The 22,750-nt window shown below is 65.4% G+C and carries 24 protein-coding genes; 11 read left to right on the forward strand and 13 right to left on the reverse strand.

What is annotated here, in order from left to right:
• Position 1: 1 nt before the first annotated feature.
• Both ACWDUN_RS00745 and ACWDUN_RS00750 read left to right on the forward strand, forming a co-directional pair.
• Positions 2-2,416 carry an AAA family ATPase gene (locus ACWDUN_RS00745; RefSeq protein WP_449923220.1) on the forward strand — a complete coding sequence of 805 codons (2,415 nt, stop codon included), beginning with the start codon at positions 2-4 and terminating at the stop codon, positions 2,414-2,416.
• The gene (locus ACWDUN_RS00750) at positions 2,413-2,745 is read left to right on the forward strand and encodes a hypothetical protein (RefSeq protein ID WP_449923223.1); all 333 of its coding nucleotides are present in this window, start codon (positions 2,413-2,415) and stop codon (positions 2,743-2,745) included. Before ACWDUN_RS00745 ends, ACWDUN_RS00750 begins: the two co-directional genes overlap by 4 nt.
• A 52-nt stretch (positions 2,746-2,797) precedes the next feature.
• Here ACWDUN_RS00750 and ACWDUN_RS00755 read toward each other — a convergent pair whose 3' ends face one another.
• The 4 genes from ACWDUN_RS00755 to ACWDUN_RS00770 form a co-directional block, all read right to left on the reverse strand.
• Complete coding sequence (locus ACWDUN_RS00755; RefSeq protein WP_449923226.1) at positions 2,798-3,751, reverse strand: DUF4268 domain-containing protein; 954 nt, start codon at positions 3,749-3,751, stop codon at positions 2,798-2,800.
• Between the two features lie 97 nt (positions 3,752-3,848).
• Positions 3,849-4,454, reverse strand: a complete 606-nt coding sequence (locus ACWDUN_RS00760; protein WP_449923229.1) for a hypothetical protein — start codon at positions 4,452-4,454, stop codon at positions 3,849-3,851.
• A gap of 103 nt (positions 4,455-4,557) precedes the next feature.
• Positions 4,558-5,199, reverse strand: a complete 642-nt coding sequence (locus ACWDUN_RS00765; RefSeq protein ID WP_449923232.1) for a DUF6308 family protein — start codon at positions 5,197-5,199, stop codon at positions 4,558-4,560.
• The gene (locus ACWDUN_RS00770; RefSeq protein ID WP_449923235.1) at positions 5,199-5,570 is read right to left on the reverse strand and encodes a hypothetical protein; all 372 of its coding nucleotides are present in this window, start codon (positions 5,568-5,570) and stop codon (positions 5,199-5,201) included. The genes ACWDUN_RS00765 and ACWDUN_RS00770 overlap by 1 nt, the downstream gene beginning before the upstream one ends.
• Before the next feature lie 471 nt (positions 5,571-6,041).
• Here ACWDUN_RS00770 and ACWDUN_RS00775 point away from each other — a divergent pair, with 471 nt between their 5' ends.
• Together ACWDUN_RS00775 and ACWDUN_RS00780 are read left to right on the forward strand one after the other, a co-directional pair.
• Positions 6,042-6,512: a hypothetical protein gene (locus tag ACWDUN_RS00775; RefSeq protein WP_449923238.1), complete on the forward strand. Its 471-nt coding sequence runs from the start codon at positions 6,042-6,044 to the stop codon at positions 6,510-6,512.
• Positions 6,513-6,517: 5 nt separating this feature from the next.
• Entirely contained in the window at positions 6,518-7,042 is a 525-nt protein-coding gene (locus tag ACWDUN_RS00780; RefSeq protein ID WP_449923241.1) for a hypothetical protein, read from the forward strand.
• Between the two features lie 59 nt (positions 7,043-7,101).
• Here ACWDUN_RS00780 and ACWDUN_RS00785 read toward each other — a convergent pair whose 3' ends face one another.
• The 3 genes from ACWDUN_RS00785 to ACWDUN_RS00795 all read right to left on the reverse strand — a co-directional run bounded on the left by ACWDUN_RS00785 (position 7,102) and on the right by ACWDUN_RS00795 (position 9,889).
• The gene (locus ACWDUN_RS00785) at positions 7,102-7,746 is read right to left on the reverse strand and encodes a VWA domain-containing protein (protein WP_449923243.1); all 645 of its coding nucleotides are present in this window, start codon (positions 7,744-7,746) and stop codon (positions 7,102-7,104) included.
• A 23-nt stretch (positions 7,747-7,769) separates the two neighbouring features.
• On the reverse strand, positions 7,770-8,150 hold the full coding sequence (locus ACWDUN_RS00790) for a hypothetical protein (protein WP_449923246.1): 381 nt from the start codon (positions 8,148-8,150) through the stop codon (positions 7,770-7,772).
• Positions 8,151-8,212: 62 nt separating this feature from the next.
• Entirely contained in the window at positions 8,213-9,889 is a 1,677-nt protein-coding gene (locus tag ACWDUN_RS00795; RefSeq protein WP_449923249.1) for an endonuclease/exonuclease/phosphatase family protein, read from the reverse strand.
• 174 nt (positions 9,890-10,063) lie between these two features.
• On the opposite strand from ACWDUN_RS00795, the gene ACWDUN_RS00800 reads away from it, so the two are divergent.
• Genes ACWDUN_RS00800 through ACWDUN_RS00810 form a run of 3 tightly spaced genes read left to right on the forward strand, consistent with a single transcriptional unit; the run spans position 10,064 to position 12,770 of the window.
• Positions 10,064-11,893, forward strand: a complete 1,830-nt coding sequence (locus ACWDUN_RS00800; protein ID WP_449923252.1) for an alpha/beta hydrolase — start codon at positions 10,064-10,066, stop codon at positions 11,891-11,893.
• Positions 11,890-12,462, forward strand: coding sequence for an LppA family lipoprotein (locus ACWDUN_RS00805; RefSeq protein ID WP_449923255.1), 573 nt, complete (start codon positions 11,890-11,892; stop codon positions 12,460-12,462). The genes ACWDUN_RS00800 and ACWDUN_RS00805 overlap by 4 nt, the downstream gene beginning before the upstream one ends.
• Entirely contained in the window at positions 12,459-12,770 is a 312-nt protein-coding gene (locus ACWDUN_RS00810; RefSeq protein WP_449923258.1) for a type VII secretion target, read from the forward strand. Before ACWDUN_RS00805 ends, ACWDUN_RS00810 begins: the two co-directional genes overlap by 4 nt.
• A 400-nt stretch (positions 12,771-13,170) precedes the next feature.
• Here ACWDUN_RS00810 and ACWDUN_RS00815 read toward each other — a convergent pair whose 3' ends face one another.
• Genes ACWDUN_RS00815 through ACWDUN_RS00825 form a run of 3 tightly spaced genes read right to left on the reverse strand, consistent with a single transcriptional unit; the run spans position 13,171 to position 16,258 of the window.
• Positions 13,171-14,250 (reverse strand): AAA family ATPase, encoded by a 1,080-nt coding sequence (locus ACWDUN_RS00815; RefSeq protein WP_449923261.1) that lies wholly within the window; start codon positions 14,248-14,250, stop codon positions 13,171-13,173.
• Positions 14,247-14,864: a nicotinamide riboside transporter PnuC gene (gene pnuC / locus ACWDUN_RS00820; protein ID WP_449923264.1), complete on the reverse strand. Its 618-nt coding sequence runs from the start codon at positions 14,862-14,864 to the stop codon at positions 14,247-14,249. Before pnuC ends, ACWDUN_RS00815 begins: the two co-directional genes overlap by 4 nt.
• Positions 14,861-16,258 (reverse strand): ADP-ribosylglycohydrolase family protein, encoded by a 1,398-nt coding sequence (locus ACWDUN_RS00825; RefSeq protein WP_449923267.1) that lies wholly within the window; start codon positions 16,256-16,258, stop codon positions 14,861-14,863. The genes pnuC and ACWDUN_RS00825 overlap by 4 nt, the downstream gene beginning before the upstream one ends.
• Positions 16,259-16,325: 67 nt before the next feature.
• Between ACWDUN_RS00825 and ACWDUN_RS00830 the strand changes: the two genes are divergently transcribed.
• Positions 16,326-16,979, forward strand: a complete 654-nt coding sequence (locus tag ACWDUN_RS00830) for an NUDIX hydrolase (RefSeq protein ID WP_449923270.1) — start codon at positions 16,326-16,328, stop codon at positions 16,977-16,979.
• A 15-nt stretch (positions 16,980-16,994) separates the two neighbouring features.
• Here ACWDUN_RS00830 and ACWDUN_RS00835 read toward each other — a convergent pair whose 3' ends face one another.
• Complete coding sequence (locus ACWDUN_RS00835; protein WP_449923273.1) at positions 16,995-17,774, reverse strand: hypothetical protein; 780 nt, start codon at positions 17,772-17,774, stop codon at positions 16,995-16,997.
• Positions 17,775-17,884: 110 nt separating this feature from the next.
• Here ACWDUN_RS00835 and ACWDUN_RS00840 point away from each other — a divergent pair, with 110 nt between their 5' ends.
• On the forward strand, positions 17,885-18,463 hold the full coding sequence (locus ACWDUN_RS00840; RefSeq protein ID WP_449923275.1) for a DUF2510 domain-containing protein: 579 nt from the start codon (positions 17,885-17,887) through the stop codon (positions 18,461-18,463).
• A 629-nt stretch (positions 18,464-19,092) separates the two neighbouring features.
• Positions 19,093-19,287, forward strand: a complete 195-nt coding sequence (locus tag ACWDUN_RS00845; RefSeq protein ID WP_449923278.1) for a hypothetical protein — start codon at positions 19,093-19,095, stop codon at positions 19,285-19,287.
• A 139-nt stretch (positions 19,288-19,426) separates the two neighbouring features.
• Here the strand turns inward: ACWDUN_RS00845 and ACWDUN_RS00850 are convergent, their stop codons facing one another.
• Both ACWDUN_RS00850 and ACWDUN_RS00855 read right to left on the reverse strand, forming a co-directional pair.
• The gene (locus ACWDUN_RS00850) at positions 19,427-20,641 is read right to left on the reverse strand and encodes a plasmid pRiA4b ORF-3 family protein (RefSeq protein WP_449923281.1); all 1,215 of its coding nucleotides are present in this window, start codon (positions 20,639-20,641) and stop codon (positions 19,427-19,429) included.
• A complete protein-coding gene (locus tag ACWDUN_RS00855) occupies positions 20,638-21,702 on the reverse strand; it encodes an HNH endonuclease (RefSeq protein WP_449923284.1) in 1,065 nt (354 codons plus the stop codon). Before ACWDUN_RS00855 ends, ACWDUN_RS00850 begins: the two co-directional genes overlap by 4 nt.
• An 83-nt stretch (positions 21,703-21,785) precedes the next feature.
• On the opposite strand from ACWDUN_RS00855, the gene ACWDUN_RS00860 reads away from it, so the two are divergent.
• Positions 21,786-22,646, forward strand: a complete 861-nt coding sequence (locus tag ACWDUN_RS00860) for a hypothetical protein (protein ID WP_449923286.1) — start codon at positions 21,786-21,788, stop codon at positions 22,644-22,646.
• Positions 22,647-22,750 lie beyond the last annotated feature (104 nt).

Raw genomic sequence — 22,750 nt, forward strand, 5'->3', positions numbered from 1 at the left:
CGTGGAGGAAATTGAACCCGGGGGCTCAAGTCATGCCGAGCAGTCCGTCCAGGACGCCATCCTGCATCTGCTCGACGCCGATACCGACCTTGACGACGTTGCCCGCGACCTCGTCCTCGGTGCCCTTGCCGAGGTGGTGGATGAGAACGGCGGGACCACAGCCGACGTGTCACCCACGTACCTGACCAACATCACGGTGTCCGGCTTCCGCGGGATCGGCTCCACCGCCAAACTCGACCTCCACCCCGCGCCGGGGCTGACGGTGATCAGCGGTCGCAACGGCTCCGGCAAGTCCAGCTTCGCTGAAGCCGTCGAGCTCGCTTTGACCGGCAGCAGCTACCGATGGCGCGGTAAACAGGCGCTCTGGTCCGAATCCTGGCGCAACCTACACAAGCCGAACCCGTGCGCGCTGCGGGTCGGATTCACCCGCGAGGGCAGCGGGCCGGTCAAGGTCGGAGTCGACTGGGAACCCGAGGCGGAGCTGGCCGATCGCACCCTGTGGACCCAGCGCGACGGTGAGCAGGCCACCGACGGCATCGACAGTCTCGGGTGGGTGGAGGCACTGGAGCTTTACCGTCCGGTGCTGACCTATGAGGAGCTCGGCCGGCTGTTCGATGGGGGACCGTCCGCGCTATACGACGCACTGGCGCAGCTTCTCGGTCTCGAAGTGCTCGCCGCCGTGGAGAAGAAGCTGGCCGCCGACCTGAGGGAAGCGAAGGCGGTTCGCGACACCGCCGACAACGCGCGAAAGCAGGCCATGGCCGCGTTGTCGACTTCCGATGATGAGCGAGCCGGTCCGTTGGTGAAGCTACTCAAGAAGCATGTCCGTCCGCTCGACGAGATCGTGGCCGCGGTGACCGGGTCCGGCCACATAGACCGCGACGTCATTCGGCCACTCGAAGCACTCAGTCAGACCGCGCCACCGCAGGTGGCCGACATCGAGGGTTGCGCGGCGCGGCTGCGTGCCGCGGCGGAGGCGCTGCGGCTCAGCGAGCAGGACCTGGCCGCGCTAACCGCCGAACGCGTAGACCTGCTGCACAGTGCACTCGACTATCACTCCCGGGCCGGCGACGCCGAATGCCCGGTGTGCGGGGAGGGCCGCCTCGACGCCGACTGGGCCGATCGTGCGCGGACTTCGGTCGCCGAGGGCGAGCGATCAGTCACCGAATACCGCGCTGCGGTAGCCGAGCTGAATTCCGCCCGTGCTGATGCCGACTCCCTGGCTGCGCAACTGCAACCCGCGCGAGCGGTTCCCGGTGTAGCACTGGCGACCCTGGGCGCGTACAACACGGCAGCCGAGCGCGCACAGTCTGTACCCACCGATCACCAGGAGTGCGCGACTCATCTCGAAACGGCACTGCTCGAGGCCGTCGGTGCCGCTGAGGCTCTGCGGGACGAGGCGGCCGCGGCGCTGGCTGAACGCGAGGATGCCTGGGGTCCGCTGGCCGAGAAAGTGGCAGCGTGGATCCCGGCCGAGCGCCGAGCCCAACAACTCGACGCCCAATTCAAGGCGATCACTGCAGCCCGCAACTGGGCTACGAAACAGGGCGCCGAGTTCCGCAACCTGCGACTCAAACCGATTGCCGCGCAGGCCCGCCAGATCTGGGCTGAGCTGCGACAGGAAAGCAACGTCGACCTCGGCGATATCACGCTGGCCGGCACCGCGACCAAACGCAAGGCGGTTCTCGGAGGATCGGTCGACGGCGAGCCGACACAAGCCCTGTCGGTGATGAGCCAGGGGGAGCAGAACGCCGTTGCGCTGGCGTTGTTCCTGCCTCGCGCCACCTCGGTGAAGAGCCCGTTCCGTTTTGTGGTTCTCGACGATCCGATTCAGGCCATGGATCCATCCAAGATCGACGGGTTCGTCCGGGTGCTCACCGACATCGCGCGTACCCACCAAGTGGTGGTGTTCTCCCACGACGACCGGCTGGCCTCGGTCATCCGGGAAACCGGGATCGACGCAAGCTTGATCGAAGTCGTCCGTGAATCCGGCTCCAAGGTCCGGGCGCGCCCCAACATCGACCCCGCCCGGCGCCTGATCGGCGATGCGTTCGCCATGATCCAGGACGACAAATTGCACGACGATGTGAAGGGCCGCGTCGCGCCGAACCTGTTCCGGATGGCGCTAGAGTCGGCCGCCAAACAGGCGCACTACGCGCGGCAGTCTCTTGCCGGTACCGAGCGGACGATCGCTGAGGAGCAGTGGCAGGCGGCGAAAACCACCCGGCAGCGTCTCGCGCTGGCGGTGCTCGGCGATGCGAAGGCCGATGTGTCGAGTTGGATTGGTGCGCAACCGGGACGAAAGAACGTGCTGGACATCGGAAACACGGGAGCCCACGGCAAGGTGGGCACGCTGACCAAAGCCGATGTGCGTGACCTCGAACGCGCGGTAGCGGATCTCGTCGGTGCGCAATGAGCGCCGTCGAGTTGTTGGGTCAGGCGCAACGTATCCTCAATGAACCACGGCCGGATGGCCTTTCGTCGCGCATGGCGGCATTCCTGGCCCGTCAGGCGCTAGAACAGCTCATCGAGCAACGCTGTGAACGTCTCGGTGCGACAGTGGCGTGGGCCAGTACACGCAGCAAGCTGGTGGTTCTGAGGTCCCTGGATTCAGAAGAGGCTGCCGACTCTGCTGCGATCGCGTGGAACCGGCTCAGCAGCGCTTGCCATGTTCATGCGTTTGAGCTCCAGCCGTCAGCCGCCGAGGTTAGGCATCTCTGCGGGATGGTGGCCTCCTTGCTGTAGTTCGGAACTCAGCATCCCGACCGAACCTGGGGCAGCCGCGGAGTCCGTCTTCTCACGCCAATGCAGCGAGCCCTCCGACGGCGTCGATCGCCCGTCGGAATCGCGCCAGTTGGTCGATCAGCCAGTCGATCATCACCGGCCATTGGTCCACCTCGGCGACATCGGTGAATTGTGAGACCACCGCCACCGACGCCGATTTCATTCCGGGCTTCTCGTCCCACTCGGCTTGCTCGCCTAGCACCTGCTCGAATTGGTCCTTCATGGATTGCAACGCCAGGAAGCGCGCGAGGTTCAGTTCATCGGTCCCGTTGAAATAAAGTTGCAGGCGAAGGCCTTTGGTGCCGAAAGTTAGTGAGTAGACTGCGCCGCTGGTTCCGGTCGACAGGTCGTAGAAGTTGTCCCTGGACGAGGTCTTCCGATTGGTCCAGGTGGGATGCCGCTCGGTGAGAGTGCTTAGGAAGGTTCCCCAGAAATTCCAGTAGTGCTGAGACTTCTCGCTGGTGCCAGCGGCGACCGCTGCGGCCTTGACCTGCTTGCCCCAGTCATTCGGTTGGGCTGCAAGCGCGAAATTGGGAGCAGGCGCCGAATCGCCGATCTTGACCACCTCGATCTCGACGCCGAAGAATCGGGTCCCCGGATCGGTATGTTCATTGAGCCAGTCAAGTGCCGCGCGATGCTCCGGACGAAACCGGGTCGTCACCCAGACGATGGTCCTCGGGTCGGTGCCTGCGGCGTACGTGAGAATCTGCCCAAGATGGCTATGGTCAGAGGCCTCCAGCTGATTCTCGACGATCACGACGCTGTCATCGGAGAGATCCCGTCCGATTAGATCGAGTGAAAAGTCTCCCACCGGGTGTTCGGCGACCTCGAGTTCAAGCTCCATGCCGAGGAGGTCTCCGAGAACATCGACGTTTTGTAGTAGCCACGGCGTGAAGTCACGTGCTTCATGCGGCCAGACTTGCCGTGGCGGAACGACTGTCAGACGGCCAAGGGCAGCACTCTGCATAGTCAACGTCCTTCTTAATAATGAGATGTTTCTGGTTCGAGTAGGTCATGAGTTTCATGCATTAGATACGACCCCGAGCCACTGACGTATCGATCTCTCACCGTGCCTCGGTCGCGCCGGTGATGCCATGTTTCTTGCGCGGACCCTTCGGCACCGTAAGGTTCGCGAACGGCAGCGGGTGTGCAGGATCGTGCAACCGGGTGCGTGTTGTCGGTGATACCCCTTCCACGAAGGCTGCTGCCATCGCGCGTTCGGCGTCATCGACGGCACTACAGGCGGCATAGTGCACCCATACGCTGTTTAGAAGGCTCAGTGTCTTCAGCGGCCAGCCACCAGCGTGCGGCATTCGGGCGCCGAGCGGCGTGCGGTAGTACTGGCGGACGCGTTGGGCGATAGAGGTGCCGGCCAATCCGACGTAGAGGACGGTCTCGTCGGCCAGCCACATCGATGCCAGGCGTGCGCGGAGCTGTTCGTGGCTGGGGCGCACGCCGTCCACCAGAAGTTCGGGTCGGCATTCCAGCAGCGTCTGGACAGCTGAGTCGGAGACCGGGCAGACATCGTGTGTCACCAGGGTATTGGGGGACTCAACGGTGGCGATGAGATAGACGCCGGGCGCAGCGAGCCGGACTCGTGTGCCCCATTGGACGACACCGTCATGCGTCAACGACGCGGCCGTCAGTAGATCGTTGACTGTGGACGGCAACTGATGGCTCCGGAGGTTGTTGTGATCGGCTGTGCATTTGGAATCTGGGTGGCCAGGCCGCGACGTTTCTGCTGGCGGCCTGGGTGTCGCCGTCTTTGCCTACCTAGTAGGGATTGCGTCCGGTCAGACCCGTCGCCTTCCGTGCATTCTTCGCATGCCGCGATTGACTGCAACGCATCCACACCGCGGCATCGAGCAGGCGAAGTGTTGAAATCGACTGGCCCGGTGCGTTATCTGGACGAGTGGCTTCGATCGATTCCCGGACCTCGGCGTCACTGAGGCAGGCACGCAACGCTCGCCAGGAATCGTCCCCGAGGTTCAAGGCCTCGATGATGACGCTGTCGACCACGGGGATCAGTCGGGGCCGCTTTCGTGCCATCAACTTGCTGGTCCGGGTTCGGCCCACGTTGTGGAGCTTGCGCAGTGCCCAGTACAGAGCTTCGGCATGCGCGAGGCCTTCGTCAGACACATCCCACAGGTCCACGTCGTCGGGCACCGTCGTGAGGAGACCGTTGAATGTGGCCGCGTCGGTGTCCAGCAGACTGCGGACCGACGGTGGAGGGAGCGCGACGTCGAGCAGAGTCACCGCTAGGAGGTCCGTCGTGGTGAATCGGTTGCGGTCGTTGTCGGGCAGCGTGTCGAAGGTCGTGGCAGCAAACGGCCCGTCGATGTTGAAGAACCGCTCAACCAGAGGCTTGGCGGGCTCCCCGACAAAGGACAGCACCCGATTCCGCAGATCTGTCATCACTGCTGCCGGGCCGGCCGCGCGTAGCACTCATGAACTGCCTTGACCTGCCGGGCCCAGAAGACCAGCTTGTCGTCGGCGGTTGCCGTGTTGGGTAGTAGACCCAGGTCGGCGGCGTACCTATAGAACCCCGGGCCAGGATCGTTCTGGCCGATGTATGACACGATCGCCGACAGCATTGCGCCGGAGTCGGCGATCGTGCGGCGCACCGTGTCGCCGAGCACCATTCCCATTGCGGCGCGGTCCCGCTCCAGCCCGAAGTCGAACGGGGTGTGACCGGCTTGAGCCAAGGCCGAATTCAGGTCGCTGTAGCTGACGGTGCGCTGCAGGCGCGCCTGCTCGGTCAGGAAGTCGACGGCATCGTCGACCATGTGGTCCCACTCGTCGTCACTGCGTCCATACACCCCGCGAGTCCTCCCCACGATCATCGAGTAATCGAATCTCGCAAACCATAACCGTGCGGTCCGACACGGGCGGTCCGATTGAGTCGACAGCAAGTTGCCGGCACCCTGGCGCGACTCTGTCCACGATCGTGGAGGATCGGAATGGGCGGGGCGGGAATGGTTCGGTGGCGCGGCGCAAGTCGCCGAACCGGGTCGGTCGCCCGGCGAAGAGGTCGCGATGCTTGATCTGGCAAGACTCTTCGAAACGATCTTCAGTTTCGAGATGGCCAAAGACACGTAGCGGCATAAAATGCTGAGAGTTTTGTATGCGACCGAGGAACCGAGCGTCGGGAGCGGGCGGGGCCGGCACTAGTTGGTCCCTGGGGTGAGGGGACGCGATTGATGAACGCCGTTCGTGGCAGACGGCCTGGGCAACGGCCACACGACTACTTTGACAGCGTGCCCGACTGGAAGGACACCCTTCCCGACTACAGAAGGCTGGCCCGTGAGATCGGACAGGACGTCGTCTCCCGCTCGACGAATCTCCTCGCGCACAACGGCCGGGCATTCTGGAAGCTAACCGAGGCCGACAGTGGAGAACTGGCCTGGCTAGCATTCACGCGGCCTGATGCGCGGTCGGCACTCGCCCGGCACAAGGTCTGGACACTGATCCCGCACCTGAAGGAATTCATGGCGAACTGGTTCGTGAGCGTCGACCACGAGCTCACCGAGCAGAGCGAGTGGGTACACACCAACATCGACGTCTATGAGGCGCGCGAACTGGCGCTGGAGGTGCCGCAGCCACGGATGGAGGACATCAAGCGGATCACCCGGCCCGAAGCGCTGCTAACCCTCGACGGCATCGACCGGTATAAGGTGACGACCGTGCTAGGTCAGGGAACTGCTCGAGCGATGAAGGCTCCGCGATGACTCGTATGAACAAGCAGGAATTTCTCGAATGGGCGTACGACGACCTACTCACGAACACGACCCGTGGAGTGTTGGCTGAGTACATCGTGGCCAAAGCACTCGGCCTTAGCGACACGAAGCGACTCGAATGGGATATGCACGACCTGGATATCGACGGAGTCGGGGTGGAAGTGAAATCAGCTGCCTACGTGCAAACGTGGGAGCAAACCCGGATGTCAGATATCGCGTTCGGCATCCGCCCCGCAATGGGTTGGAACGCGCGCACCAACACTTATGCCACTGATACGAAGCGAAGCGCAGATGTGTACGTCTTCTGTGTGCTTGAGGGTGAGGATCGCAAAAGCATCGACCCACTCGACGTCGGCCATTGGACGTTCTATGTCCTGCCCACCAGCGAGCTGGACCTACGAGTTCCGACGCAGAAGACGATTCGACTTGGGCCGCTGAAAGCCCTCGGCCCGCGTGTGTGTGCTTACGATGAACTCGAGGCGGCCATTCATGAGGCAGCGAAGATCAATCGCGGCAGCTGACTATTGGTCACGGCTCCGGACTGGAGTGTGCTTGCCCTATCGGTGCGGAGTTCGCGTGATTAGTCCTCTGCCAACTCCGTCCGCTGCGCATCGCTGAACGCCGGCATCGCCGCGTCCGCATCCGCGATCTTCGCTCGCCGGTACCCCCGCACATTTCCCGACATCGCAACCATTGCCTCCCGTGATTTCCCTCGGCCGTAAGTGACCGCCTGCTCGGCCTTCACGCCAAGACCGCGGCCGACCTCGACGGCGTCCTGGTCAGCGCCCATGTAGAGGAATTCCCAACCGGATTGGTTGGTCTGCAGCTCGACAAGCGACTTGATCGCCGGCCGGCTCCACTCCTGGCTGGAGTTCTCCAGGCCGTCGGTCATGATCGCGATGATGACCGAACCCGGCTGGTCGGCTTCGTCCAAGGCGGCGATCTCGGCAGCGGTGTCGGTGATCAACTTGCCCATCGAATCCAGCAGTGCGGTGCTGTTGCGCGGGTTCAGCTCCAGCGCCGGCACATCCGCTACGGGCACGCCCTGGTAGACGACCTCGTACACATCGTCGAACTGCGCGAGCGTCACCCGGCACTCGCCGTCGCCGGCACGCTGCTCGGTGATGAACGCGTCGAAACCGCCGACGACATCGGACTTGATCGACTGCATGGACCCGGACCGGTCGAGCAGGAACGCAATGAGGGTGAGATTTGGGTTCGACATGGTCGGGTCCTTTCGGTAGATGACTAGCGAGGCTTGCTGTTTCGTCGTGGTTTGAACCGCATCGGCTCTGCGGGCGCTGCCGGCGGCAGCGGGCTGCTGGCGTGCTTGTCGTTACGGGCGCGTTTGACGTCGGCGGCGGTGATGCGGTCACCGCTGGTGACGTATGGGTTCAGTCGAGGAGTGCTGGCCAAGCGGGGACCAACGGCATTCTCGGTGAGCCCGGCACTCTTTCCCGCTGCCGCAATCGACATTTCGTCGTCGACCACGGCTCGTGCCAGCTGCTCGTCGAGCAGTTGACCGACCTCCGTCAAGACGGACCGGAGATGTTGCAGTGCTTGTTCGGCGGATGCGGCAGTCTCGGCCTGCGTGAGATCTGCGCGGATCTGTTCGTACCGGTTGGACATGCACCACCATACCGCACAAAGTGCGGAGTCCGCAATAAGTGCGGACTTCTGACGCGGGTCGCTCAGTCGGCGCGCGCGGCCCGCTTCAACCTGGTGACTTTCCTCTTTAGTTCGGTGCGGGCGGCAATCAAGCGATCGGGTTCTACCTTGGTCGATATGTCCTCCCGTGCTTTGCGCCGCAGGAAGAACGCGATCCGCTCGGCGTTCGCTCCGCTGGGATGCGGCAACCCCTGTAACACCCGATCTTGCTCGACACCGACTTGGGCCGCCGCAAACGCGACGGCTTGACCGACTTGCGTCCCTAACGGCACAAAGATGCTGTGCCGGAGAGCTTGGACTTCGGGTACGAAGCACGTTTCCAGCTGTTCCCGCAGGATTGGGGTCGTGAGTAACGGCGGGGCGCCGGAGTAGTTCTTGCCGTCAACGAACACAGGATTGCAACAGACCGAGGTGAAATGCACCGAACCCTTGTCCGCATCCCACAGCGATAACGTTGAGTCAATTTTCAGAAGGCGATGGACGCCGATGTAGTCCAACATTGCGACGAGGTTGTTACGCATCGGTCCGGAGAAACTTGCGAACGACTCGGCTGCGGCAAGTGCTTCGGCTTCGGTGAGCCCGGCACGTAAGCCACGCCTGGCCTCTTGCAGTGCGTTACGCATCTGTTGTCGCCCCGGTGTGAGGCCGACAAGGACGAGTCGAGCGTCGACGTTCGCGTCATCAAACGGGGCGTAGGCGATGTCTATTCGCCTGCGGCCAGCCGTTCCAGTTTGAAGTAAGAGTTGATTCGGATTCTCGATCTCTTCTTCAAGCTGCTGGTCTGTCAGCTTCTGCAGCATGGGCGCAAACTGAGCGAACGCGTCGCGCCGCTGGCGGAGCCTAGGTGGCCTCGCTGCCATCATTCGTCGCCCCTCTTGATGTAGTCGTTCAACGGCCCAATCGCGACCGTATCGGGCGGCGGAGGTTTCATTTTGGGCTTCAGCGAATTCTTTGAGTGCACGGTCGGGTGCCCCACGACTCCACCGCACCCAGCGCCCTCGATGATCCACCGCCGCAACCAGGCCCGAATGATCGGTCTCCCCGGCCAACCGTGGCGCATGGTCGAACTCGCACCGCCAGATCCGCTGCGCCAACTCCGGCGCCGCGTAGATGTGGTCGAGCCGGAATCCGTTGTCCCTGGGCCGGCTGAACCACGAGTACTCCCGCACGCCGGGGTGCAGCGACCGCCACACGTCGAGATAGCCGGTCGCGCTCAATCGTCCGGGCATCTCCGGCCCGATGAACTTCGATCCTCGCGGATTCTTGTCCAAATCGTTGTTGCCGGTGTTGAAGTCTCCGATCAACAGGTCGATACCGGCAGCACGGGCCTTGTCGATCAGCGTCGCCCAGTAGGGGAGTTTCGCCCGCCCCTGCGGCATGTACACCCCGCACACGTAGGCACCGTCGATCTCAGCACACCACAGATGCCGCGGGTCCAACGCATCATCGAAGGCCCACGACCGCTTGATCCCGCCGCGTGCCGCGATCAGCACGGTGTTCACGTTCGGCGCGACATCCGGATGCGAGGTGTTGTAGCCGGCCCCCGTGAGTCGGTTGATCAGCCGATCGCCGGCGGCGTTGGCGCGGAACTCGGTGACCACCAGGATGTCGGCGTCATACCCCAACAGGCGAGTGGTCAGCGCCTCGGCGTACTTGGTGCCGCCTTGGCGGATGTTGAGTGTGGCGATCCGCGTGGTCATCCCGGTGTGGTTCCCTCCGCTCGTCGTGGCCGGTCCAAGCGAGCTGATCAGTATGAGGGTGGCCACCGACAAGTGCCGGGGCGCTTACGTCAACACCGGTTCGGTGCACATTTGGTGCACCGGACCCCTCCGGCGGCGCGATAGCGTATCGGTGGGGAAGGGGAACAGTCAGCGGTGCTGCTCAGTGATATCGAGTCCTGGAATGTGGGCGCCTTGCAGTCGATCGCGCATGAACTCGGCGACGAGCTGACGACGATCGAGGGCGTGGCCTCCGACCTGGAGCTGATCTCCCGACTCCCGGGGTGGGAGTCGCCGGCCGCCGACGCCGCCCGCGGCAAGATCGCCGAGTCCACCGGCAAGGTGCTCGACGACGCTGCCGTGATCGGCGCCGTGGCGCAGCTGGCAGCGGAGACCGCGGCGGCGGTCGCGACGGTGCAGGCCGGTGTGGACGCGGTGCGCGCCGATGTTGCAGCCCAGGGCGGGTTTCTGGTGCTCGCCGACAACGGCGATGTCACCGTCACCGGTCCTCCGGATGTGCGTGAGGAACTCAAGCACATCGCCGAGGACATCGAGACGCGGGCCAAGGCGCTGATCCACCAGGCCGAGGACATCGACGCCGACTGCGCCGAGGTGTTCGGCCACGTCGAGAACGGTGACATCACCGCCCGCGGGGCGCCTGATTTCGTGTCTGCCCAAGAGATGGGCCGCGAACAATCCAAATTGTCCGCGCCGTACCCGCCCGAAGGTGAGGGTGTGCTGCCCACCGATGTGAAGGCGTGGTGGGACGCTCTGTCGGCGAAGGAGCAGGCGAAGGTCATGGCCGAGCATCCGGAGTGGATCGGCGACCGCCCCGGTGTGCCCACACCGGTGCGCAGCGAGGTCAACAAGGCCCAGCTCGACCAAGAACTGGCCGATGCGCAGCGGGCAGTCGACGAGATCCCGACCTTCCAGGAGTACGCCGGTGCCGGAGCCGGCGGGCCCGGTTCGGCGTCGAAGCGCAACGAATACGACCGCATGGTGGCGGACCGACACGCTCGGCTGGACGAGGCCCGGGCGCTCAAGGGGGCGATGTCGTTGGAAAACAATCCAGACAAGGATTACGACCCGAATAGGTATTTGATGCTGCTCGAGTATCCCGACGGCCGCGAGACCCGAGCCGCGATCGCCGTCGGCAACCCCGACACCGCCGACCATGTCAGCGTCACCACACCGGGCGTCGATACCCGAGCCACCAGCATGCCCGGGATGGTCGACGAAGCGACTGCACTCCAAAACGAGACCCTGAACCAACTCGAGTTGGCGCACAGACCCGACGAAGACATCGCGACCATCGCCTGGCTCGGCTACGAACCGCCGGGTAAAGACATCTCGGTGCTGGAGGCGGGGTTTGAGAGCCGGGCCAACGAGGCGGCACCCGATCTGGCCGAGTTCTACCGCGGTATCAATGCGACCAATGAGAACGGGTCCGATGTCCACTTGTCGGCATTCGGTCACTCCTACGGGTCGCTGACCACCGCTCAGGCACTCAGCGAGCTCGGCCATACCGGCGTCGTCGATGATGCGGCCTTCTACGGCTCGCCCGGACTGGGCCACACCGACGACACGATGACCCGATTCGGAGCTCACGGAGTTCCGATCGAGCTGATGCGGCCGATCGGCGATGAGGTTGATATGAATCTCGCCGACGGCCACGCCTACGTCATGACCGCACCCGGCGACTGGATATCCGGCGACCCGAAACTGGGGCCGTTCGAGCTACCGTCAGCAGGCGACCTCGGTCAGTTCGGGCCAAACCCGACGACGCTGCCACTGGAACAGCTGTCGTCGAACGCCGCGGTGAGTCCAACCGACAATCTGCCGCGCACCGGTGCCGAAAGCCATGCGGACTATCCGCGCTCTGACGACAACAACCGTTTACGTACCACGGGGTACAACCTTGCGATCATCGCTGGGGGACTCGCGGACGTACCGTTGGACGACGGTCGAGAGAGGTTGATCCGATGAACGTGACGTGGATCGTGGGCCGATGCTTGGCGGCCACTATTGCCGTTGGAATGCTGGCCTTGGCGGGATGCAGTAGCGACGGTGGCAGTTCCGGCTCCGGTGAGAACTACGACTCGCCTATCATCAACGAGGACGTTCCGAAGATGGATATCAAGAACCTGCCTGACATCGAGGCGACCCGCACGCAGATGCTGGAGCTGTTTGAGGCGGTACGCGCCGAGGTCAGCGAGCTTGTTCCCAACAGTGTGCCGTGGCAATGGCGACGCGAGGAAATGCGGGGAGGTTGCGACAATCACGGTCAGCGCGGGGTCTCACTGTACTTCGCCAAGCTCACGTCGACGCATTCATTCACCGATGAGGAATGGGCGCTCGTGCTGCCCGCCGTCGAGCGCCTGGCCGCTGAAGCGGGTCTGACGAACAGTTCCGCGATGCAGAATTCGGCCGGCGCCCACGATGTGAGCATCACCAGCGATGATGGTCGCGAGCTGAGGTTCGGCTCCATCGAGGCGTCGCTGATCACCGGAACCATCGCCTGCCGGCTGTCCGCCGGGGGGAGTGGCACGCCATGAGTCACGAGAACATCGTTGTGTCGACAGCCCAGGTGCGGCTATCCGCTGATCAGATGGCCGTCGTCGCCGGTGAGGCGTCCTCCAGTCGCGCGGCGGTCGCCGACAGTGTCTCGACCCAAGGCGCGGCTTGGAAGGAAAAAGGCACACCTGGGTTCGGGAAGTTCATCGATGTGCTGGAAGCGCAGGCGGCGCGGTTGCGTTCCGACCTGACGACACTGGGAGATTCGTTGCGCGCAGCCGCCGACGTCTATGACCAACAGGACCACGAGGCCGGCGGGGCGATCGACAGCGCGGTGCGCTACGAGTAGGCCGGCACAACAATCCCTCACGCCTGTTCCACGCAGCAGCACGCGACCGACAAGCGACGTGCCTGCCCGACCTCTGAAGGCGATGTGATCGTCGATGTCCGGGACGCACGCACGTCAGGAACGCATCCACCCCGGGGCAAACCCGATATCCAACCGTACGGTCGCTTTGTACCCAGACCACGTCGCAATCCCCGGCGGCTGACTGCCGTAGATGCCGCGCTCCGGACACCACCCCCGCCGATTCGGCCGTCGAGGCGGTGATGGCGCGGGTGCAGGCTTACCGGGAAATCAAGCAGCAGATCGACAAGGCCCGCGGGACGGAGTCCGGATGACGTGCTTCGCCGCCTCGAATGCAAGCGTGGGGCCTCGGCTCCGGTGCGGGACGCGTCGTCGGTGGGGCTCACCGTGCCTCAAAACCCGGTCCGCGCAACGGCTCCCCGAACTTCGCCCGCAACGCCGCCAGCGGCTCGACCGTCCGGATCGCCACGTCCAGCCGTTCCTCAAGAGTCCCCGTCAGCAGCACCCACGAATGCCCGGCTGCGGTGAGCGCCTCGGCGAACCAGTCGGTCATCGCCGCGCGGATCGCGAGGTCTCCCTCGCGCATCCCGTCGTCCTGCCACGGCACCCCGTCATGGTCGGTCAGCAGGTACACCGCACGATCGGGCACCGACGTCCAGGGCCCGCCCGACACATCACCGAGGTAGCGCCGCTTCCAGATCCCGGTCACAAACGCATCGGTGTCGCAGATCAGCACCGGCGACCCGACCCGCGCGGCCGCCTCCTCGCGACGGGTCTGCTCCGGGCCGATCACGTCGAAATCCGCGGCATCCCAAACCAAGTCGGCAACACCACGGCCGGACTCCATCTTCAGCTGGGTGTACTCGCGCCCGTACTCGGACACACACTGCGTCGACGCCCACGCCCCACCCCGGGCGCGAAAGTGCTCAACCAACCGTTGAGCCACCGTCGTCGTCCCGGTCGACTCGGCACCGACCACCACGACCCGCGTCGTCAGCCCGGCCCGCACCGCCGGCGCCATCTCCCACCACCGGCCGGCCAGATCCGCCCGGACGTCGGTGCTGGCACCGGTCCGCGACGTCTGCACCGCCTTGGCGTCGAACCACCGGGCCAGCTCATGGCAGTAGTCATCCCCGCTGAACACCGCATCGACATCGGTCAGAGCCCCGGATGCGCGCACCCCGGCCTTCATCGCGGCGACCTGCGCGGCCCACACCCGTGGGTCGGTCACGTCCATCGGTGCGTCACAACGAATCCCGGCCACTCGCACCGTCGTGTCACCGGCATGTTCCTCACGCATCCAGCTCACCCGCTGCTCCAACGTCAGCGACTCCACCGCCGAGGCCATCACCAACACCGTGAACTCGCCGCAGCGCGCCGCGGCGGCCCGGATCGCCTCGTGATGCCCGATCCGCGGGGGATAGAACTTGCCGATCATCAGGCCGTGCCGGAACTCGGTCACCGCACCGGCACCGTCTCGCTCGCGGCGCGCGTCCAGGATCGCAGGCCCGCGACGCACAGGCCGAGGAACAGCACATAGACCGCCGCGGTCAGCACCAGTCCCTTGCTCAGATACAGCGGGATGTAGATGCAGTCCGCGACGATCCAGAAGTACCGGCTCTCGATGCGCCGCGTGTTCAGCAGCCACTGCGCGACCAGCGCCAAACAGGTCGTCAATGCGTCCAGGAACGGTGCCGCATCATCGGCGGCGGTCAACACGACGTACAGCAGCCCGGTGCCCAGCACCAGAAATACCGCGCAGACCGCCAGTTCGGTGCGGCCGGTGCGCCGCACCACCAGTTCGCCGGCCTCGCCGCGGCCGTGCAGCCACTGCCACCACCCGGCGATGCCCAGTGCGATGTAGAGCACCTGCAGGCCCGACGCCGCCCACAGGCTCGCCGAGGCAAACAGCACCAGGAAGCACACGTTGTTGGCGATGCCGATCGGGAAGTTCAGGATGTTGCGGCGCACCACCAGCGCCACACACAACCCGCCGGTGACGAAACCCAGGAATTCCGCCCAACTCGTGGCATTCCCGCCGATCGTGACGAACGCCGAGTTCAGCCAGTCGATCACGCCGTTCCTCCCAACCGCCGCAGCGCCTCCCGAAACACCGGGTTCGGATCCGCCTCCGGCAACACCGCCAACACCTCAGCCAGCGGATCCGCCGCGCCCCGCCGTGCACCGTACAACGCGGCGACCGTCGGCGTCCGACTCAACGCCTCCACACAGTGCACCAAGACCGTCCGCCCGTCAGCCCGCAGCGCCTCGATGGCAGCGACCGCCTCCGACAGCACGAAGTCCAGGTGCGGATTCGCATGCGGATCGGTGCTGTCGATCAGCCGCACCTCCACATGCGGCATCCCCACTGGCACATCACCTTCGGGCACCCGGCACAGCGACACCACCGCATCCACACCGGCCGGCAACTGCCGCAGGGCGCCGATCGCCCCGATCAGCACACCCGGATCACGCGGATGCACCGCCAACGCGCCTGTTCGGTACCCGGTGTAATCCAGCTGAACCGGAGGCCGGCCGCCGCGCTGGATGGTCGCGGCCAGTCGGACCAGATCGCGCGCGGTCATGTCCGGCCAGCCGTGCAGCAGATACCGCCATCCCAGCGGCACCGCCGACGCCCCGTACGCCGCGCCGACCAGCCCGCCGGCGATCGCCGCGACCGTATCGGTGTCGAATCCGCACCGCACCGCCGCCTCCACCGCCCGGGCGAAATGCTCGGGTCCACCGCCGTCGCCGCGTGACACCACGATCGCCGACCACGCCGCCTGCAGCGCCTGAACCACCCAGCCGTTCTTCGGGAAGTCCGACGGCACCGACCGCTCGGCCTGCTCGATCCGCGCCCGCCACCCCTCGCGGCGTTCGGCGTCGATGTGCGACAACCCGATCCGGACATCGAGTTCTCCTGTCAGCACCGCGTGCCGGATGGCGCAACACCACATCACCGTCGCGTCGGCGGCCTCCGGATCGAAGTGTGTCAGCCCGCTGATCGCCCGCGCCGCGGCGATCAGCGCGTCCTCGTCGTCCAGATAGGCCAACGCGACCGGGGCGGTGCGCATCAGCGACCCGTTGCCGCCCGAGCGCCCCGTCTCGTCGTGCACCGCAGCGGCCGCTACCCGGGCCCGCGCCGCGGAAACACCGCCACTGCGCCGCAGCACCGACCGCGTCTGAATCCCAACATCTTTGGCCCCGCGCGACCACTCGTACCAGCGCGCGACGATCGCATCCTGGGCGGACTCCGAGCGCAGATCCGCACCGGTCGCGGTGACCTCGGCGATGGCGATGGCCATCGCGGTGTCGTCGGTCCACTCACCGGGCTCCCACGGCCCGCCGCCGGACATCTGCACCGGCAGTTCGGGCCCGCGTGGACCCTCGAACTCGTACGGTGCGCCCAGAGCATCGCCGGCCGCCGTGCCCAGCAGCACGCCCTCCACCCGGTCATTCAGTGCAGTCATGGCACCCTCCCATCATTTTGCGCGATATTGCGCTAATTGAGGATGACTGTACGCTGAGGCTCCGACAATGACCACGAACACCGACCCTGAGAGCAGCGGGAAGAGTCTCACCGACTACCCGCGGCCCTCGGTTGCCGTCGACACCGCGGTGCTCACCATCGGAACCGAGCAGCAGCTGCTGGTGCTGCAAGTTCCGCGGCCGGGCACCCGCGGCTGGGCGCTACCCGGGACCTTCCTGCACGAGCGCGAGGTGCTCGCCGCCGCGGTCAACCGGTCACTGGCGGACAAGGCCGGCGTCCGGGATCTGCATCCGCGACAGCTACACGTGTTCGACGCCCCAGACCGCGATGACCGCGGGTGGGTGTTATCGGTGGCGCACGTCGCCGTGGTCCCGGCCGAGAAGCTCGCCGACCGACACGCCGCCACCCGGTTGGTGCCCGTCGACGCGCCCGGTCGGCTGGTGTACGACCACCGCGAGATCATCGCCCTGGCCGTCGCCGAGGTGCGCGCGCGCTACGCCGCCACACCCGATCCGGACCGGCTGCTGGGGGAAGCGTTCACGCTGCGCGATCTGCGCCTGGTGCACGAAGCCCTCGCCGGGGAGGCATTGCAGCGCGACACCTTTCGCCGCGCGATGGAACCACACCTGATTCCGACCGGCGAGCGGGTGGCCGCCGGTCGGGGTCGTCCGGCCGAGCTGTTCAGGCGCGCCGTCGACTAGCGTGCCGGTGACCGGCTACCAGTAGTGCTCGCACAGGCTGCACGTCCACTCGTCCGGCGTGACGACGCATCCCCGCTGGTCCACCCAGGGCGGCTCCTGCGCGGGGAATATCGGCATCCCGAAGGATGCCGCCATGGTCCGTTGTCCGCCACAGCGTGGGCAGCGCGGGTGACGGGCGAAGCGGTAGTCCAGGAATCGAGTGAAACCGCCTTCTGCCACCCGGTTTCGGCACTCGGCGCATAGTGCGGCCGGCCAGTCGTCCGGTGAGTGCCTCGGTCCCGACGATCCCTCGACGGCCCACACCGACACCGAATCACGACCCGCGGCTGTCCGCACAGGAAAGGTCACGCCGCACCCGGTGCAGTACCCGCCCGAGGTGAGCAACGTGCGGGCCGCCGCCAGCGTCGTCTGCCCGAAACCTGCTGCGGCACCGTCTTTCCACCCGTGCTCATCCATAACTGCCATCAGCTCACCGACTCGCGTACCGACGATGACACCGCCGAGGGCCCAGCCCACGTCGGCCTCGATATCGGCAACCGACGCAGTCGGCACATGAAACCGCCCGCGGGTCTCTTCGGTGATGGACACATGCACGTCACCGTCCGCGCCGACCACCACGACATCGGTCAACACCAGCTGCGGATCACTGTCGATGACGACCAGCACGCCGTCCCCGCGGTGCACCTCGCCGTCGACCGACCAGGGTCGCAGCGGCGCGCCGAGCAGCGCAAACACCGCGTCACGCCACGGCGACCCCACCACCACATGCACCCTGTCCGGCACGTACTCCTGCATGTCTTGAACCTCCCACGGCGAAGCTAGCGCGGGGCACCGACAACGCAGCCGATCGAGGTTGTCGGTGGTTCCTGCCATTCTGTCCGGCTCACCTGAGAACGGAGGACACCATGAACACGAACCCCGGTTGGTACCCGGACCCCGCCGGCCAACCCGGCCAGCGTTACCACGACGGCCACCGCTGGACCGAACACTTCACGCCGACCCCGCCGGCGCATCCGGCGCCGCAGGCCGTGGCCGTCGCGGTGTCCCACGGTGGCGGCACCAGCCACGGGCTGCACCTGGTGCTGACCCTGCTCACCTGCGGGCTGTGGCTGCCGATCTGGGCGCTGGTCGCGATCTTCGGCGGCGGGCCGTCCTCGGCCGTGGCCGTCGCGGGCAACGGCTCGGTGGTGCGTACCGGCAATCGGCGGCCGCTGATCGCGCTGGCGGTGTTCGGCGTGTTCTTCTTGATGGGCCTGGTGGCCCAACACCCCTGGCTGCTCGTCGTTCTCGCGGTGATCGGTGTGCTGGCCGGTGTCGGATTCTGGGCGCTGCGGGCCGCCCAACAGCGCGAGGAGCACCAGCGCCGTGAACAGTTCCAGCGCGACATGCTCGCCCAGCGCGCCGACCGGGAAGACCGGCTCTTTCAGCAGGGCGATCCGCGCGGTGTGCACGGGCAGTACCTGCCGCCGGAGTTCCCGCGATGACTCCCGTTCCGCGGGCCCGGCCCAAACCCCCCATCACGTATCCGGTCAACACTGCGTGGGACGGTGTCACGATCCCCAATGATCAGCGAGACTGGTATCTGGCCGTCGGCAGTTTCGACCACAACCTCAATGGGGAAGTTACGGTATACCCACCAGCACAACCCGGCGGACAATGGACATACGCGCTCGACGCAGATGTAACATCCGCGACCGGTACAACTGGGATGTCACGAAGTCAACGCCGATCGGCGGAATGCCGATCACCGACAGCCAATTTGGACGCTTTCATCTGATTGGTTGGGCCAAGGAGTTCACAATGACCGGAAGCGCAGGCGTTCACAGTGGTGGTTAGGACTCTCGTTCTTATCGGAGTTGCTTGCACTCTGGCGGCTGTAGGTTGCAGCGGCGGCGCTCCAGACGACCCGACAAGTACACACGCTGGAGAGCCGAAGCTGCCACCGCTGCAAGACGCTCGCCAGATCCTGAATGCTTACAACATCGAGCTGCCCAGTGACGCTGAGGCGGTCACGGTCTCGAGACCGCCACTGGAAGACTTTCGTGACAAAGCAGTCATCAGCTTCACGGCTCCTCGTAGTCAAGTCCTCGCTGAGTCATGCAAGAACGCGCAAATGAAGGGGCTCGACCTCGCGCCGATCATCGTTTACCCGACGGACGAGATGCTCGCCTTCGCAGGCGCTTCCATCAATCCGGCGGATTACGGGTCGTGCGACAATTACGAAGGTAAACGCAAGAGCATCGTCCTGATTCCGAAGCTGGAGGGCGCCACCACATACATTGTTGTCTCGCATCTACCAGTCCGCTAGAAAAATCGGCGGCATGGCACCGCGAAACGCAGTACTACCGGTAGGACTGCCCGAACGGTAGTACTGCGGGCGGTACTGCATCTCACGGGCCTTTGTCACCGCTGACAGGCGAGAGCGTCCGGTGTGGGAACACTGAAAGTCACCGCCGCAACGCGGCCCGTGCCAACGCTGCCGCCGCCGGACTGACCCGGTCCCGCTCGCTGAACCGTCGCGGCCGGTCGGACACATTCATCAGTACGTCATAGGCGAGCAACCGGTAGAACGTCCAATCCGGCACCTGCCTACCGTCGGGCAGCCGCCAGCCGAGCTGCGACATCGCGGCGGCGGCCACGTCGAGGTTCAGCAGACCGTCCTCGGCCCCGGCGGCCTGTGTGAAGAGCAGCATCGTCGCCTGCCTCTCGAAGGAACCCCGCTCCTGCGGAATCAGACGGGAAGCCAAATGCCGCCATAGCGTGGCGCGGTCTGCCTGCGCTGCAATACCGAGCTTCGTAAGCACAAGCGCACCCTTGTACTTGCGCAGCAGGCCCAGCGATTGCACCGCCGACCGAAAGTCCAGCAGCGGTGCACAATGCGTTTCGCGATTGTTCTTGCCGATCCACTCGGCCATCGCCGGCAGTGCGGCGGACGCCGCCACCACCTCGGCGGGTTTCATATAGCCCGCCGAAGTCAGCGGGATACCGCCGTCGGAGGCGCGATCCAGAAACCACTGGAACGCAGCAAGATTGGCGTGCAACGCAGCATCACTGACTGTCGTCGGACCCGTGCTCAGTAGGGGGAGTTGCTCGGCGAAGTGGGAAAGAACTGGCCCCGCCCGTAGCCGCCCGATCAGTCCGAGCAGTTCGGGCTCCACACCATAGGTGATCGCCCTGAAGCCGGGCCCGTGCAAAATATTGTTGACCCGGCGGGCATCGAACGGTGAGCCAGCCACTTTCGAACCCCGACTGTCCTCTGGCGGCGCAGCACCGACGCCGTCGATCGCCGTTACGGCCGAGACATCGTCCAGTGCGGTGACGACCTCCTCGAGCTCCAACGTCACTTCCCAGCAGTCGCCGTAGTCGTACACGTAGGCCAAGCGGTCCCCGGCACGACGTATCGTCGTGTCCAGCGCTACCCGAGTCGCGGGTGTGCCATCGTCGCCCTCGGCGACATCCTCGTCGCACAGAAACTTCACGCTGTCCGCCTCGAATGGCCCGCCGGCCATCGAGAATCGGTACAGATGCCGGTTCTCCCAGTCGAAGACCGTTTGCAGCACCAGGTGCACCACGTCCAGTGGCAGATCCGAGCGCACATCGAAACGCCGCCAGACGCGTGGCGCCGAGCCGTCCAATTCGGCCCGAACCCGATAGATCATCATGTCGCAGATCCTCCCCGCCACGCAGGCGGAAACGCCACATCCCACCGCACGCTCGACCGGTAGCCCGACCACATCGCCACCCCGGGGGGCTGCGTCCGATAGAGACCGTTCGCGGCGGCCTCGACGCGCCGATACTCGGTGGGCCAACGGATCTCGCTCGCGATCTGCTCGAGCGCCGTCCGGTCGCGGTCCAGCACGGAGGCGACGATATCGACCGCCGGTAGCGCATGCCGTTTGTCGGAGTTGCAGCGAAGGCACGCCAGCACGAGGTTCGCCAGCCCGTCGATCCCGACCAGTGACCACGGCAGCACATGGTCGATCGGGTTGTCCGACGGCAGCCCCGCACCGCAATAGAAGCATCGGGCACCGAACGCCTCCTTGAACGGCCCGCGCACCGCGGCCAGCGCCACCCGATCCCGGCCGAACAGATGTCCCGCGATATCCGGGGCGTCGTCGAACACGAACTTGTTCAACCGGCGGACATCCTCGACCCACATGATCTCCAAGGCCGGCTTCAACAACCCGGCCAACCGCGCCAATCCCGTTGCCACACCGGGCATCAGCACGATGGCGTCGCCGTGCGCGCGCAGCGCCCGCCGGGACACGCCCGAGTGCAGGAAGCTGTCGTCGTAGAGAAATGGCTCACCGGCTTCGCCACCGGGAAGTCGCTGCAACCGATAGAGCGGTTGCTGGGCCAGGCACAACCCGATCTCATCGATGGTGGACTGATACAGCGGCGACGCCGCGGCCAGACCGAGCGTGGGGGATACGGCGCGTAAAGCACGGACGGCGCGCGGGATTCGTTCCTTCTCGCCGCTCGACTGCCGCAGATCCTGACCCTCGAACGGGCGGACCTGACGCCAATACAGTTCCAGTACCCGGTGCGCCAGGTCGGGGATCGGCACGACGAGCGAGTCCGAAGACTGCTCCGGAAGATTCTCGATGCAGTGGTCGATCAGCGCCATCAGCGTGGCCAGCTTGTACGTCGCCACCCGTGCACCGGTCTCCAGGATCGCCACCACGCGCTGGCCCAGCAGCAGCGGATCATCGGCCTCGGTCACCCGCTGTTTCTACCACGACCACCAGCCCTCAACCAGTACCCGAGCAACCCAGAAATGTCATACCCACCTGGGACAATAGCGTCATGCCGCAAACCGCTCACATCCGTCTGCACGTGCTCGAAGCCACCGACTGGAAGGACGGGATCATCACCATCCTGGAGCCCCGGTCGCCCTACCGACCGTGGCGTTATGCGTTCGGCGACGCCCGACCCGGTGACTGGGCGGTCATCGTGCTCGGCACCGACCCCGTGTCGGTCCTGACGGTGCTGGCGCACATCGACCAGGAGGACGGCCTGGGCGGCGCAGCACTCAATCTGCGGCGCTACTCAATGCATTTGGTGGATCTGACCACCCTGGCGATGCTGCTCGACCTGCCAGACGCCTTCGACGACTGGCGGTTCACCGACGAGGAGGCCGAGCGAATCATCCTGGCGCTACACGAAACTCCCGTGCACGGCAACCGCCGGGACCGCTGGGGGCACTCGACGGTGGCCCAGGCGCGCAACCTGCTCGGCTTCTGGGGCAACTGCCACAGCTGCCACGACGAAATCGACCTCACCAACGCCGATGCGCGCGATCAGATCCACGTGCATACCGCCGACCCGCTGCCGCGTCCGCAGCCGCTGTCGCCGATCCGGACCACAGCCAACTACCCGGAGCGCAACCCGGACCGGCTGTCGACGCGGTACGACGCGCGGGACTGGCCCGCAGTGCTCTGTAGGCGCTGCGCCGGCCGGATGCGGTCGGGCGGCTACACGAGCTTCGTGAAGTACCAGTTCGCCCAACACCCGGCCTGCCCGGAATGCGGCGGCCGACGCACGCAGACGATCGGATACGGCATGCCCACCAGCCCGGACGAGTGGGGTCCGTGGCGGTACATGGGCGGGTGCTGCCCGAAGAGCGACATGTGGCACTGCAGCCACTGCGACCACGAATGGTCATGACAGCGAACGGTGGTCCGCCGCCGGCCGCAACGCTTGCTGCCACGGCAAACCCGACCTGTCGCTGCTTTGTCGCTCGAAGGCGGGCACCGGCATACCCACTTCCG

It is taken from the genome of Mycobacterium sp. NPDC003323 (assembly GCF_053589535.1).

What these genes read in the sequence shown, in the direction of transcription:
- ACWDUN_RS00750 (WP_449923223.1), top strand. Translation starts at nt 2,413, where the DNA reads ATGAGCGCCGTCGAGTTGTTGGGTCAGGCGCAACGTATCCTCAATGAA.
- ACWDUN_RS00755 (WP_449923226.1), bottom strand. Translation starts at nt 3,751, where the DNA reads ATGCAGAGTGCTGCCCTTGGCCGTCTGACAGTCGTTCCGCCACGGCAA.
- ACWDUN_RS00765 (WP_449923232.1), bottom strand. Translation starts at nt 5,199, where the DNA reads ATGACAGATCTGCGGAATCGGGTGCTGTCCTTTGTCGGGGAGCCCGCC.
- ACWDUN_RS00770 (WP_449923235.1), bottom strand. Translation starts at nt 5,570, where the DNA reads ATGGTCGACGATGCCGTCGACTTCCTGACCGAGCAGGCGCGCCTGCAG.
- ACWDUN_RS00780 (WP_449923241.1), top strand. Translation starts at nt 6,518, where the DNA reads ATGAACAAGCAGGAATTTCTCGAATGGGCGTACGACGACCTACTCACG.
- ACWDUN_RS00785 (WP_449923243.1), bottom strand. Translation starts at nt 7,746, where the DNA reads ATGTCGAACCCAAATCTCACCCTCATTGCGTTCCTGCTCGACCGGTCC.
- ACWDUN_RS00790 (WP_449923246.1), bottom strand. Translation starts at nt 8,150, where the DNA reads ATGTCCAACCGGTACGAACAGATCCGCGCAGATCTCACGCAGGCCGAG.
- ACWDUN_RS00795 (WP_449923249.1), bottom strand. Translation starts at nt 9,889, where the DNA reads ATGACCACGCGGATCGCCACACTCAACATCCGCCAAGGCGGCACCAAG.
- ACWDUN_RS00805 (WP_449923255.1), top strand. Translation starts at nt 11,890, where the DNA reads ATGAACGTGACGTGGATCGTGGGCCGATGCTTGGCGGCCACTATTGCC.
- ACWDUN_RS00810 (WP_449923258.1), top strand. Translation starts at nt 12,459, where the DNA reads ATGAGTCACGAGAACATCGTTGTGTCGACAGCCCAGGTGCGGCTATCC.
- ACWDUN_RS00825 (WP_449923267.1), bottom strand. Translation starts at nt 16,258, where the DNA reads ATGACTGCACTGAATGACCGGGTGGAGGGCGTGCTGCTGGGCACGGCG.
- ACWDUN_RS00830 (WP_449923270.1), top strand. Translation starts at nt 16,326, where the DNA reads ATGACCACGAACACCGACCCTGAGAGCAGCGGGAAGAGTCTCACCGAC.
- ACWDUN_RS00835 (WP_449923273.1), bottom strand. Translation starts at nt 17,774, where the DNA reads ATGCAGGAGTACGTGCCGGACAGGGTGCATGTGGTGGTGGGGTCGCCG.
- ACWDUN_RS00840 (WP_449923275.1), top strand. Translation starts at nt 17,885, where the DNA reads ATGAACACGAACCCCGGTTGGTACCCGGACCCCGCCGGCCAACCCGGC.
- ACWDUN_RS00845 (WP_449923278.1), top strand. Translation starts at nt 19,093, where the DNA reads ATGAAGGGGCTCGACCTCGCGCCGATCATCGTTTACCCGACGGACGAG.
- ACWDUN_RS00850 (WP_449923281.1), bottom strand. Translation starts at nt 20,641, where the DNA reads ATGATGATCTATCGGGTTCGGGCCGAATTGGACGGCTCGGCGCCACGC.
- ACWDUN_RS00860 (WP_449923286.1), top strand. Translation starts at nt 21,786, where the DNA reads ATGCCGCAAACCGCTCACATCCGTCTGCACGTGCTCGAAGCCACCGAC.